General features: G+C 59.2%; 13 protein-coding genes. 8 read left to right on the top strand and 5 right to left on the bottom strand.

Annotation, left to right across the window (positions count from 1 at the left end; translation table 11 throughout):
- Positions 1–220: 220 nt before the first annotated feature.
- From TU73_RS20395 to TU73_RS20385, 3 genes are read right to left on the bottom strand one after another with little or no spacing between them, the layout of a single operon-like run.
- Positions 221–799, bottom strand: coding sequence for a cob(I)yrinic acid a,c-diamide adenosyltransferase (locus TU73_RS20395; protein WP_057013732.1), 579 nt, complete (start codon positions 797–799; stop codon positions 221–223).
- A gap of 2 nt (positions 800–801) precedes the next feature.
- Positions 802–2,838, bottom strand: a complete 2,037-nt coding sequence (locus TU73_RS20390; RefSeq protein WP_057013731.1) for a sensor histidine kinase — start codon at positions 2,836–2,838, stop codon at positions 802–804.
- Between the two features lie 46 nt (positions 2,839–2,884).
- Positions 2,885–3,802, bottom strand: a complete 918-nt coding sequence (locus TU73_RS20385) for a putative 2-dehydropantoate 2-reductase (protein ID WP_057013730.1) — start codon at positions 3,800–3,802, stop codon at positions 2,885–2,887.
- Between the two features lie 123 nt (positions 3,803–3,925).
- Between TU73_RS20385 and TU73_RS20380 the strand changes: the two genes are divergently transcribed.
- The gene (locus TU73_RS20380) at positions 3,926–4,411 is read left to right on the top strand and encodes a YajQ family cyclic di-GMP-binding protein (protein WP_003193880.1); all 486 of its coding nucleotides are present in this window, start codon (positions 3,926–3,928) and stop codon (positions 4,409–4,411) included.
- Between the two features lie 137 nt (positions 4,412–4,548).
- A complete protein-coding gene (locus TU73_RS20375) occupies positions 4,549–5,391 on the top strand; it encodes a mechanosensitive ion channel family protein (protein WP_043051423.1) in 843 nt (280 codons plus the stop codon).
- Between the two features lie 182 nt (positions 5,392–5,573).
- Here the strand turns inward: TU73_RS20375 and TU73_RS20370 are convergent, their stop codons facing one another.
- Positions 5,574–6,872, bottom strand: coding sequence for an OprD family porin (locus TU73_RS20370; RefSeq protein WP_057013729.1), 1,299 nt, complete (start codon positions 6,870–6,872; stop codon positions 5,574–5,576).
- A gap of 744 nt (positions 6,873–7,616) precedes the next feature.
- Here TU73_RS20370 and TU73_RS20365 point away from each other — a divergent pair.
- Together TU73_RS20365 and TU73_RS20360 are read left to right on the top strand one after the other, a co-directional pair.
- The gene (locus tag TU73_RS20365) at positions 7,617–8,042 is read left to right on the top strand and encodes an HIT domain-containing protein (protein WP_057013728.1); all 426 of its coding nucleotides are present in this window, start codon (positions 7,617–7,619) and stop codon (positions 8,040–8,042) included.
- Positions 8,043–8,045: 3 nt separating this feature from the next.
- Positions 8,046–8,252, top strand: coding sequence for a SlyX family protein (locus tag TU73_RS20360; protein WP_057013727.1), 207 nt, complete (start codon positions 8,046–8,048; stop codon positions 8,250–8,252).
- Positions 8,253–8,325: 73 nt separating this feature from the next.
- On the opposite strand, the gene TU73_RS29490 is transcribed toward TU73_RS20360, so the two are convergent.
- Positions 8,326–8,928, bottom strand: coding sequence for a cold-shock protein (locus tag TU73_RS29490; RefSeq protein ID WP_005790922.1), 603 nt, complete (start codon positions 8,926–8,928; stop codon positions 8,326–8,328).
- Between the two features lie 427 nt (positions 8,929–9,355).
- Here TU73_RS29490 and TU73_RS20350 point away from each other — a divergent pair, with 427 nt between their 5' ends.
- The 4 genes from TU73_RS20350 (at position 9,356) to aspS (ending at position 12,637) form a co-directional block, all read left to right on the top strand.
- Complete coding sequence (locus tag TU73_RS20350) at positions 9,356–9,829, top strand: Dps family protein (RefSeq protein WP_003193874.1); 474 nt, start codon at positions 9,356–9,358, stop codon at positions 9,827–9,829.
- A gap of 181 nt (positions 9,830–10,010) precedes the next feature.
- The gene (locus TU73_RS20345; RefSeq protein WP_057013726.1) at positions 10,011–10,361 is read left to right on the top strand and encodes a ribbon-helix-helix domain-containing protein; all 351 of its coding nucleotides are present in this window, start codon (positions 10,011–10,013) and stop codon (positions 10,359–10,361) included.
- 170 nt (positions 10,362–10,531) lie between these two features.
- Positions 10,532–10,753, top strand: a complete 222-nt coding sequence (locus tag TU73_RS20340) for an FmdB family zinc ribbon protein (protein WP_057013725.1) — start codon at positions 10,532–10,534, stop codon at positions 10,751–10,753.
- Between the two features lie 108 nt (positions 10,754–10,861).
- Positions 10,862–12,637, top strand: coding sequence for an aspartate--tRNA ligase (gene aspS / locus TU73_RS20335; protein ID WP_057013724.1), 1,776 nt, complete (start codon positions 10,862–10,864; stop codon positions 12,635–12,637).
- The last annotated feature ends 90 nt before the right edge of the window (positions 12,638–12,727 follow it).

Below are 12,727 nucleotides of genomic sequence, written 5' to 3'. Positions count from 1 at the left end.
CCACAGTTTGATTGCGGGGTGTCAGGTAGATTGGCATCGGCTGGCAGGCCGTCATCGCAGGCAAGCCAGCTCCCACATTTGGATCGCGGTGCGTCAGCTAGATCAGCGTCGGCTGTCAGCCCGTCACGGGAGCAAGCTCCCTCGCCACAGATTTAGCCTCGTGCCGAAGTTGTGTAGATACCCATGCCCCGATAGGGCCTTGCCAGTCACCCGATAAATCTCAGTGTGGCTTGGCAGCGGCCTGCCATAACACTTCGGCAACACCTTGGCGCCGGGCAATCACCCTGGCCGCCACAAACAGCAAGTCAGACAACCGATTGATATACGCCAAACCCACCCCTTCCAACGGCTCCAGCGCATTCAACTGCTGACACCGCCGCTCCGCACTGCGCGCCAGGCTGCGGCACACATGAGCTTGGGCGATCAGCGCCGAACCACCGGGCAGGATGAAGTTCTCCAGCGGCCCCACTTCTTCGTTCCAGCGATCAATCGCCGCTTCCAGCCGATCCACCTCCGCCGCGTTCAGTGCCTTGTACACCGGCATCGCCAGCTCACCGCCGAGATCGAACAGACGATGCTGGCACGGCGTGAGCACTTCAATCACATCATTTAAGGCCGGGTGCTTGCCGCTTTGTTCTTCCAGGTTGGCCAGCAACAGGCCCAACTGGCTGTTCAGCGTATCCACCTCGCCGATCGCCTCCACGCGCGGGTGGTCCTTGGGCACGCGGCGGCCGTCACCGAGGCCGGTTTCGCCCTTGTCGCCGGTACGGGTGTAGATTTTCGACAGGCGAAAGCCCATGGTCAGTGCTCCAGTTGGGTGAGTGCTGTGGGGGACAATTGGCTGCCGGCCAGGGGCAGGCGCAAGGTAAAGCAGGTGCCTTGGCCCGGGGTGGAATGCACCTCCATCTGGCCCTTGTGGTTGTTGGTGATGATGAAATACGACACCGACAACCCAAGCCCGGTGCCCTGGCCGATTTCCTTGGTGGTGAAGAACGGTTCGAAGGTGCGCTTGCGCACGTTTTCGCTCATGCCGATGCCGTTGTCTTCCACCTGTATTTCTGCCCACGGCGGGTTGAGGCGGGTGCGCAGGATAATACGCCCCGGCTCGCTGTCATCTTCGCGCAGGTGAATGGCTTGGGCGGCGTTTTTCAGCAGGTTGAGCAGCACTTGCTCCAGCTCGTTGGCGGTGCCGGGCACAGGGCCTAATTGCGGGTCGAACTGACGGATGATCGCCTGGCCCTTGAAGTCGAAGCCGATGGTCAGGTCGAAGTCGTTACCGGCGATTTCCACGGCTTGGTCGATCAGGGCCGGCAAGTCGCAGGGGGCCATCTGGCGATTACTGCGGCGGCTGAAACTGAGCATATGGGTGACGATTTTCGCCGCCCGCGCCCCGGCCTGCTGAATACCGTCGAGCAACTGCGGCACTTCGCGGCCTTGCAGGTAACGATTGACCGTGTCCAGCTCGATGCCCACCTGCTCGGCGTACTCCAGGTTCTTGGGCAGCTCCGGGGACAGGCGGCGACGGATGTTCTGCACGTTATGCAGGATCGCGCCCAGTGGGTTGTTGATCTCGTGGGCCATGCCGGCGGCCAGGCCACCCACCGAGAGCATTTTTTCCGACTGCACCATCATTTCTTCCAGGGACAGGCGTTGGGTGATGTCGTCGATTCGGATCACCACGCCACGCCCGGCACCACCCATCAATGGGTAAAACGTCAGGGCGTAATGCTTGGGTTCATCGTCCTTGATCCAGGTGACCCGCTCGATCCGCTCCACCGTATGTTGCTCCACGGTAGCCTTGATTTGCGGCAGGTACGGCTTGAGCGGCTGGAAGGCCAGGAAGATCGGCTGGTTCAGGGCTTCGTCCAGACGCGTGCCGGAAAGGGCGCTGGCTTCCTGGTTCCACTGGGTGACATAGAGCTGTTCATCCAGGGCAATCAGCGCCGAGGGCATCGAGTCGATAATGCTGTTGAGGTAGTTCTGGAAGCCCGTGAGCTTTTTCTCGATCTTGCTGCGCACCTGGACTTCCAGTTCCAGCTTACGGTTGGTATGCCGGGTCTCTTCGGCCAGCCCCTGGGCCTGGTCGTAAGCGGCCTGGGAGTCGTCACGCGCACGCTTGAGCTGCTGCTCGCGGGCTTCGATACGCGACAACATGGTGTTGAAGGCTTCGGCCAGGCTGCCGATCTCGTCATGGTTGCCACGCCCGGCGCGCAGGGCGTAGTTCTCTTCACGGGTGACCTGCCGGGACAGTTCTTCCAGCTCATGGATGGGCCGTGTGATCAGACGTTTGATTTGCCGGGCGATGACCAGCCACAACAGCACACTGAAAATCAGGATGCCCAGGCTTGCGGTCAGCGTGCCGGTATAGAAGGCCACCGGTAGCTCACTGCTGGCCACCAGCAGTAAATGCCCGGAAGGCTGGGTGCCGCGGGGCAGGGTGATGACTTGGTTGCTGCGAAACTCGGTCAGGCGCCAGGCCTCGATATGCCGGTAATTGTCCGGCAGGTGCAGGCGGTCGCCGTGCTGCATCTGCGCCAGACGGTTGCCTTCACCGTCGTACAGGGCGGCGGCGCGCAGGGGGGAGTAGCTGGTCAGTTCATTGAGCAGCGCCTCGGCCTTGGCCGGGGATTCGAGCGCCTCGGCGGCGAGCGATGGGTTGGACACCAGTCGTCCAATGGCCTGCAATGCCTGGGGCGCCATGCTTTCCTGGGAGATCCAGTAGGCGGCGCTGATAAACGTGAGGTTGGCCACCAGCAACACCGTGGTCAATAGCACCAGCAGGGCCACCAGCAGTTTCTGCCCTACCGGTAGATTTTCAAGACGCTGGCGCAGTGGCATCAGGGTTTTCCCAGGTGATAGACAGGTAGGCAGGGTAGCGCGTGCCTCAGTCGCTGGCCAATCCGCGTGCGAGCAAATGCTCCACCAGCCGCGCTTGCAGCTGTTGCAGATGCGGCAATACCAACCGGTGGCGGGCCGCGGCCTGGCAAGCGTAGCCCAGCAGGTAGCTGATCTCGGTACGCCGGGCGTTGGCGACATCCTGATACATGGACGAGTAATTAGCGGCGGTGGCCAGGATCACACGCTCCACTTCGTTGTGCAGGTCCTGTGCCGCCGCAGGCTGGCCGCAGCACTCCAGCAGTTCGGCCAGTTCGGCGCAGAGCGTGGCGACCTCACACTGATGGTCTTGCAAGCCGCCGTTGCGGCATTGGTAAAGCACGGTCAACGGGTTGATGGCGCAATTGAGCGCCAGCTTGCGCCACAGCCGCGTGAGGATATCGGTGGCCCATTCGTGAGGAATGCTCGCAGCTTGCAGGTCGTCCAACCATAGCGGTGGGGTAGGGTGGTTTGCGTCGCCCAGCCAGGTGTAGCCATGGCCGGCAAACACTACCCGCCAATCGCCATCGCGAAATGCGCCTTCGGTGCTGGACGCATAGATGCAGCGGGCCGACGGCACTTGTGCCGCCACGGCGTCCTGGCTGCCGAGACCGTTCTGCAGCAGGATCAGTTCGGCATCCGGCGCCAGTCGAGGTTGCAACTGGGCGATAGCGCGTTGGGCGTCGTAGGCTTTGCATGCCACCAGCAGCCGATGAATCGGCTCCGGGCTTTCGGCTGTTTCGCCAATCACCGCATAGGTGTGTTCCACACCGTGCTCAACCAGGGTCAGGCCCTGGCCGGCGCGATAGCTGGCCAGGCGCGCCTCATTACGCAGTATCAGCCTGACCGGTACGCCGGCACGCGCCAGCCGCGTGGCCCAGAGGGTGCCCAGGCTGCCAGCGCCGAGAATATGCCAGGGGGTCGACATCAGTTTTTGCTCCGTAGGGTCGCTCACAGTGAACGGGGCGAAAGAACCGCTATAATGCCTCGGCATTTTAGCTCGGGCGCGCTCCATCTTTACTGAGCCCGCCCCTTATATTGGAGAAATCACATGCCTTCGTTCGACGTGGTATCTGAACTGGACAAACACGAAGTCACCAACGCCGTCGAGAACGCCGTCAAGGAACTGGACCGTCGCTATGACTTGAAAGGCAAGGGCAGCTTCGAATTCAAGGAAAAGGAACTGACCGTCAACCTGACCGCTGAAGCCGATTTCCAGCTGGAAGCGATGATCGAGATCCTCAAGCTGGCCCTGGTCAAGCGCAAGATCGACGTGCAGTGCCTTGAAGTCAAGGACGCCTACGCCTCCGGCAAGCTGATGAAGCAGGAAGCCGTGCTCAAGGAAGGCATCGACAAGGAGCTGGCGAAGAAGATCGTCGCGCATATCAAGGATGCCAAGCTGAAAGTCCAGGCCGCCATCCAGGGCGAGCAGGTGCGTGTCACCGGCAAGAAGCGCGACGACCTGCAAGAAGCCATCGCGGCCCTGCGCGCCAAGACCTTCGACATGCCGCTGCAGTTCAATAACTTCCGCGACTGATGGCACTTTGGGGAACCTGTGGGTGTTTTTGACGTCCCACGCCCCAGACTCAGCGCCTACAATTGAGCCCTACGGGGCTCAATTGCGTTTTCAGGCAGTCAATCAAGCCGCATATCCGCAAAAACAGGAGAAGCTACATGGATTTAAACGCAGAAGTGGATCATTTGATCAAGACGTCCCAGTCCTGGATCCCGATGATCATGGAATACGGCAGCCGTGTATTGCTGGCCATGCTGACCCTGGCCATCGGCTGGTGGCTGATCAACAAACTGACCCATCGCGTGGGCCGCTTGCTGGCGGTACGCAACGCTGACCTGGCGCTGCAGCACTTCATTACCAGCCTGGCGAACATCGTGCTCAAAGTCATGCTGGTAGTCAGCGTGGCCTCGATGATCGGTGTGGAAACCACTTCGTTCGTCGCCGCCATTGGTGCCGCAACCCTGGCGATCGGCCTGGCATTGCAAGGCAGCCTGGCCAACTTTGCCGGTGGCGTGTTGATCCTGCTGTTCCGCCCGTTCCGCATTGGCGACTGGATCGAAGCCCAAGGCACCTCCGGCACCGTCGACAGCATCCAGATTTTCCACACCGTGCTGCGTACCGGCGACAACAAGACGGTGATCCTGCCCAACGGCATCCTGTCCAACGGCATCATCACCAACACCAACCGCCAGCCAACCCGCAAGGTGGTGTTTGATGTCGGTGTGGATTACGAGGCAGACCTGCAAAAAGCTCGCGAAGTGCTGCTGGAACTGGCCAAGGACCCACGCGTGCTGGCTGATCCTGCACCGGTGGCGGTGGTTTCGACCCTGGGCGACAGCTCCATTACGGTTTCCCTGCGCTGCTGGACCAGTACCCCGGATTATTGGGACGTGATGTTCATGTTTAATGAACTGGCGCGTGATCGTTTGAAAGCAGCGGGGATTGATATTCCGTTTCCGCAGCGGGTTATTCGTGTGATGCAGGAAAGTGCGGCGAAATAATTTGGCGCTAGGCTGTCGAACTTGGTCGATAGGTCAGCTTCGGTAAACTAGTTACTTAGCTTGCTAGTTGTTTTTTTGGTTGAAACAAAACTGCAATAAAAAAGCCGCTCCTTGTTTAAACAGGGAGCGGCTTTTTTGTTCAAGGCCGAAGCCTTAAGCCATCATTGTAATTAAACAGACGATTACAAGATGTTCAGCGGGTAGTTCGCGATCAGACGCAGTTCGTCGATAGAAGGCGAACCGTAGTAAACGCCATCACCGGAGCGGTAAGTCGCTTGGCGCAGACGCAGGCTGAGGTCTTTAGCCGGGCCGCTCTGAATCACGTACTTGGCTTCGATGTCGCGTTCCCACTCTTTGCCGTTGCTGGTCGTGCCAGTGTTGGCGCCGCTACCGGTAACGTAACGAGTCATGAAGCTCAGGCCAGGAATGCCGAAGGTCGCCATGTTGATGTCGTAACGCGCCTGGTAGGACTTCTCGCCTTCGGCGTTGAAGTCGGAACGGGCGATGGAGTTGGCCAGGAATACCGTGCCGCCGCCGTCTACGCCGTAGCCGTAGTCGCCGTCACCGGTAACCTTCTGGGCTGCCAGGGTGAAGGTGTGAGCGCCGATGGTGTAAGCACCCTGCAAGCTGAACGCGCGGTTGTCGAGCTTGGTCACGCCATCCTTCTCTGCGCGTTGCAGGCCTGCGCCATCGCTCTTGGTGTCGTAGATGTTGAAGTCCAGCGCGAAGGACTGGTCATCGCTCAACGCATGGGTCCAGTTCAGGTTGCTGTAGTACTTGCGGAAGTAATCTTCGGTTTTCGCGTAGTACAGGCTACCCGTGAATTCCGGAGTGAACGCGTAGACGCCGCCGACAAAGTCGGTTTTCGTCAGGCCCAAGCTGTCATGGTAGGTCTGTGCCTGCGCGACGCTGGAGGTGAAGTGGCCGCCCTCAAGCTTGAGGCCCTTGATCTCGTTGCTGGTGATCGAGATACCCTGTGGCAGTTCCGGCAACAGACGGCTGTCGTCGGAGGCGAACACTGGCGCGGTAGTGTACTGGTCACCGACTTTCAACACAGTATTGGAGATGCGGAACTTAACCGCGCCGCCGCCCTTGGAGTAATCGTCCTGCGAGCGACCGTCGGAACCGGTGGGGAACAGCCCCGTGCCAGCGCGACCCTTGCCGCTGTCGAGCTTGAGGCCCATCAGGCCGATCACGTCCACACCGACACCAATGGTGCCTTGGGTGAAGCCCGATTCGTACAGGGCATTGAAGCCCAGGCCGGTTTCTTCGGCACGGCTTTTACGCTTGCCGTTGACGGTGCTGTAACCGCCTCCTGGCTCATTACGGAAGTCGCGGCTGAAGTACAGAGCGCGAGTATTGATGCTGAAAGTACTGTCTTCAACAAAGCCCTTGGAATCGTCCTGGGCGGACGCCATTGCGAACTGCGAGGTGCCTGCTGAAACAGCCAGGGCGATCATGCTCCACTTCATCACGCGCATCGTGATTTGCTCCTTTGGTTTTAGGAAGAGTACTGCCGTCCCACCTGTATTTTTATCTGGGCGGCTCTTTCTTTATTTGTGTCGGCGCAAAGTTATATCACGCAGACTCCAATGACGATACTTACCCATCTTTCCTTTCAGCTTCTTTACGAGGCTGTCGTAAATCGCTAGATCCATGTCGCAAATTCACAGCCCGAATGTAACCGGGCTGACAACTTCAATGCTCTTTTCCTACATCTTTCAAACTTTGAAAGCTTCCTTGATGCGCATTGAACCGCCGCTGGTTTTTATCGCGAAACACCCGCTTCCAAACGGGTGCCGTTGCCGACGATATGAGGGTGAATGCAACAAGCGTGCTCAAACTGGTAGCCGAATGTCATTTTTTCGTGAAAAGCGTGAAGGGAGTGTAAAAGCCGCATAAACACGGGGCCTTTACACCCTTTGGTTTGAGCTTGGCGACGGGGTGTTACACCTGTGCGGTTACTCACAAAAGCGTTCGCCGGGGTAAAACGTTACCGGTCCACCCCGTCAGTGGGTACTTGGCGGATCCCTTTGAGGCACAAGCGGGTCATTTTGGTGCGTGCCGCCGAGGCCCTAGGTAGCGTGTTCGACTGTGCACCTGCCTCGAAAGGGTGCGTAGTTTTTATCCGATTGCTTCAAGGCTTGTGCCCATTCGCCGTGAACGCGTGGGCATTCGAAGGTATGCTGGGCGCCTGAAACTGACCTGCCGAACGGAGTGTCCACGTGTTCGCCCTAGATCAACGCCTGCAACAAGATACCTTGGCCATTGGGGACTTCCCGCTGTGTCGCCTGCTGCTGTCCAATGACTCGAACTACCCCTGGTTTATCCTGGTACCGCGCATCGACGGTATCAGCGAAGTGTTTCAACTGGATGTCGCAGATCAACAAACCTTGTGGCAAGAGACGACGGCCCTGGCGCAGCTGCTTAATGAAGGGCTGGCCGCCGATAAGATGAATATCGGCGCGCTGGGCAACGTGGTCAGCCAGTTGCATGTGCACGTGATCGTGCGTAAACGCGATGACGCCGCCTGGCCGGCGCCGGTGTGGGGCAAACATCCCGCCCAGCCTTATAACCACGCGCAAGTGTCGGCGATCCGCGCCCGTTTGCGTGAGCTGTTGCCCGCCGACTTCATCTTTACCCAGGACTGAACCATGGACCTGCAAGATCGCGTCACCGACCTGGAAAGCCGCCTGGCCTTCCAGGACGACACCATCGAGACTCTCAATGACATCCTGGTCACCCAGCAGCGGGCGGTCGAGCGCCTGCAATTGCAGATGACGGCCCTGCTCAAGCGTCAGGAAGAAATGGGCGGGCAGTTCGAGTCGTCCGAAGAAGAAACGCCACCGCCGCACTATTGATAGGTGCAGGCAATAAAAAACCGCGATCCAGGCAACGCTGGATCGCGGTTTTTTTTGCTGCGAAGGCTTAGGATCAGCGACGCGGCAGGGCAGCGATGACATCTTCGGCTTGCAGGCCCTTGTCACGGTTCATCACCGAGAACTCCACGCGCTGGCCTTCGACCAGGACGCGGTGGCCTTCACCACGGATAGCCCGGAAGTGGACGAAGATATCGTCGCCCGAATCGCGGGAAATGAAGCCGAAGCCTTTGGAGGTATTGAACCACTTGACGGTTCCGGTATCCCGGTTGGTCATGTCGTAGTTTTGCGACGCGGCCGCTGGGGACGAACGGTAGAAGCTGATGGCCAAGTGAAGAACGATGGCAACCACAGCAATCACCAGACTGAGCAGGATAGCCGGATGGCCGCCGACTTCAGGCATGGGCGCCAGGAGGGTGAGGGTTTGTACGACAACAGTCAGCACCAGCAGCGCACTGACCAGATTTTGCAGTTGATGACGCGTGCCTTTGTTCCAGTAAGGGATTACCGGTGCGAGCGTCAGGTTAAGAAGGCCGAACAAGGCCAGGTACAGAGCGTCGTGTTGTTGCAGGTAGGGCAGGCTTTCAGGCTGCAGGCTCGGGATAAAGGACAGCAGCAAAGCTGCAACGCCCGTTAGCAGGTGGACGATTTTCAACATTTTGATTAACTCACGTTAAGACGGATCACAAGGAAGAGCTGACTGGCACGGTTCGCTTCTGAACAATGGGAGGCGTTGAGCACGTGCGCGGGTATCAGCCTATGTGGCGTGCCGCAGAAATAAACGGCAGCCACACGGCGTCTATTTAACAGCAAAGGCTGTGCCTACTCAAATCAAGCATTTCGGCGTGTTGCGCCGGGCACGGCATTTCTGCGGCAAACGCTTGTCCTAGACAGGTGCAGATTTTTTTAACGGCCTGCGCAGACTCTTCCTACGGGGAGAAAGGCTTGCCAATTCACATCCGCAGGCGGTGCAGGGGCGATTTGCCGCACGCTGCCCGGGTGTGTCGGGCTGCACGAGGCCCGCTCTCTTGCTAGAGTGGTCCTGCACCTGATCAATGAATGCTCGTCAATTGAAGGGGAAAAACATGGCAATCGATATTGGTATCAGTGAAGAAGACCGTAAATCCATCGTCGACGGACTCTCGCGGCTGCTGTCCGATACCTATGTTCTTTATCTGAAGACCCACAACTTCCACTGGAACGTCACGGGCCCCATGTTTCGTACGCTGCACCTGATGTTCGAGGAGCAGTACAACGAACTGGCGCTGGCAGTGGACTCCATCGCCGAGCGCATCCGGGCCCTGGGTTTCCCGGCACCTGGCGCCTATTCGATCTACGCCCGCCTGTCTTCGATCAAGGAAGAAGAGGGCGTGCCGAGCGCCGAAGAGATGATCAAGCAATTGGTGGCAGGCCAGGAAGCGGTCACGCGTACCGCCCGTGGCATCTTCCCATTGCTCGACAAGGTCAGTGATGAGCCGACGGCGGACCTGTTGACCCAGCGTATGCAGGTTCACGAGAAAACCGCGTGGATGTTGCGTTCCCTGCTCGAAAACCAGTAACTGTCGAACCCTGGCGGCGCCTTCTGGGCGCTGCCTGCTTGTTTCCCTGCGCTTCCTGGCGTTGTCCTACGACTAACAACTCCCCGTCTTCTGGCTGCTCCGCGCGTCCTGCTGTTTTATAGGCGCATCGCCCAATGGGAGAAACCCGTTGGCTGCTGTTTGGCAATGGAGTGTCAGGTGTATGTCACGTGGAGTAGGTAAGGGAGTGATGGAAACCTGTGGTTTTCACAAGATAAAGATCGATCCCTTTGACAAGGGGTTCGATATGGGGATGGCCAAGCCATTGTCCCGTTCGGTCAGGCTCAACGGGTTTTCTACCTGCCTGCGGCTTGAGCAGATCTATTGGAATATCCTGACGGAGATCGCCAGGATCAATACCTGCTCAGTCAGTGCCTTGTTGTCCTATGTCGATCGGGAAGTGCATTTGCGCCACGGGGGAGTGAAGAACTTCAGTGGGTTGGTGAGGGTGGTGTGCGTGGTTCATGTACTCAAAGGCCGCGCCGCCGCGTCTGCGGACACGCTTGCGCAATAGCCCGCTGGCTTCGGGGCCGGCCGTTCAACCTCGTGGGCCGGCCCTGGGGCAGAAAGCCGGCTGCGCTGCCTCGATTTACCAGATATAATCCCGCGCTTTGCTGCGCATGCCGGGCTTTATGCACAGGGCAGGGCGTGGCGCTGTAACGTTCTGATCGCCGAGACATCCCCATGCCCATGTACGACTATCAATGCGCTTCCTGTGGTCACCAGTTGGAAGCCATTCAGAAGATCAGCGCAGCGCAGCTGGTCGATTGCCCTGCCTGCCAGGCACCTGAGTTGAAGAAGATGTTGTCCATGCCGGGCTTCCGCCTGAGCGGCAGCGGCTGGTACGAGACCGATTTCAAGACCGGCGCCAAGAAGAACCTGGCGGGCGGCGACAAAGCAGACTGAGTTGAACTCTACGCGCAGGCTCCTGCATTATCCGTCCCCTGCTTTAATGTACGGTGACGAGGCAAGCCTGCCACCGAAATTCGAATTACGAGAAGTGAAACCACGACCATGATGCGCAGCCACTATTGCGGCCAACTGAACGAGACCCTGGAAGGTCAGGAAATCACCCTTTGCGGATGGGTTCACCGTCGCCGCGACCACGGCGGGGTAATCTTCCTCGATATCCGTGATCGTGATGGTCTGGCCCAGGTGGTGTTTGACCCGGACCGCGCCGAGAGCTTCGCCGCCGCCGACCGTGTGCGCAGCGAATACGTGGTGAAGATCACCGGCAAGGTACGCCTGCGTCCGGCCGGTGCCGTGAACAAGAACATGGCTTCCGGCGGCATCGAGGTGCTGGGCTATGAGCTGGAAGTGCTGAACGAGTCGGAAACCCCGCCGTTTCCGCTTAACGAATACTCCGACGTGGGCGAAGAAACCCGCCTGCGCTACCGCTTCCTGGACCTGCGTCGTCCGGAAATGGCCGAGAAGCTGCGCCTGCGTTCGCGCATGACCACCAGCATCCGCCGTTTCCTGGATGAGAACGGTTTCCTCGATGTCGAGACGCCGATCCTCACCCGGGCTACCCCGGAAGGCGCACGTGACTACCTGGTGCCTAGCCGTACCCACCCAGGTAGCTTCTTCGCCCTGCCGCAATCGCCGCAGTTGTTCAAGCAACTGCTGATGGTCGCCGGCTTCGACCGTTACTACCAGATCGCCAAGTGCTTCCGCGACGAAGACCTGCGCGCCGACCGCCAGCCGGAATTCACCCAGATCGACATCGAGACCAGCTTCCTCGATGAAAAAGAGATTATGGGCCTGACCGAGCAGATGATCCGCAACCTGTTCAAGGAAGTGCTGGACCTGGAGTTCGGCGAATTCCCGCACATGACCTTCGAAGAGGCCATGCGCCGCTACGGTTCCGACAAGCCAGACCTGCGTAACCCGCTGGAACTGGTGGATGTGGCCGACCAGCTCAAGGACGTCGACTTCAAGGTGTTCAGCGGCCCGGCCAACGACCCCAAATGCCGCATCGCCGCCCTGCGCGTGCCTGGCGGCGCGAGCATGCCGCGCAAGCAGATCGACGACTACACCAAGTTCGTCGGCATCTACGGTGCCAAGGGCCTGGCGTACATCAAGGTCAACGAGCGCGCCAACGGCGTTGACGGCCTGCAGTCGCCGATCGTGAAAAACATCCCTGAAGCCAACCTGAACACGATCCTTGATCGCGTCGGTGCGGTCGATGGCGACATCGTGTTCTTCGGCGCCGACAAGGCCAAGATCGTCAGCGAAGCCCTGGGCGCCCTGCGTATCAAGCTCGGTCACGACCTGAACCTGCTGACCTGCGAATGGGCACCGATGTGGGTCGTCGACTTCCCGATGTTCGAAGAGAACGACGACGGCAGCTTCAGCGCCTTGCACCACCCGTTCACCGCGCCGAAGTGCTCCCCGGCCGAGCTGGAAGCCAACCCGGCAGGCGCGCTGTCCCGTGCCTACGACATGGTGCTCAACGGCACCGAGCTGGGTGGCGGTTCGATCCGTATCCACCGCAAAGAAATGCAACAAGCGGTGTTCCGCCTGCTGGGCATCAACGAAGCGGAACAGGAAGAGAAATTCGGCTTCCTGCTCGACGCCCTGAAATACGGTGCACCGCCACACGGTGGCTTGGCCTTCGGCCTGGACCGTCTGGTCATGCTGATGACCGGCGCCCAGTCGATCCGCGAAGTGATTGCCTTCCCGAAAACCCAGAGTGCCGCGGACGTCATGACCCAGGCTCCGGGTGTGGTGGATGCCAAGGCACTGCGCGAGCTGCATATCCGCCTGCGCGAGACGCCGAAGGCTGAGTAAGGCTGCTGCGTGAAAGCGCGATAAGGTTGTACGCAGTCAAAAAGGCGCATCTTCGGATGCGCCTTTGCGTTTAAAAGAGGAAATCCTGCC

This window comes from Pseudomonas libanensis (assembly GCF_001439685.1).
Classification (GTDB): Bacteria; Pseudomonadota; Gammaproteobacteria; order Pseudomonadales; family Pseudomonadaceae; genus Aquipseudomonas; species Aquipseudomonas libanensis.
This window is presented reverse-complemented; position numbering and strand designations above follow the sequence as displayed.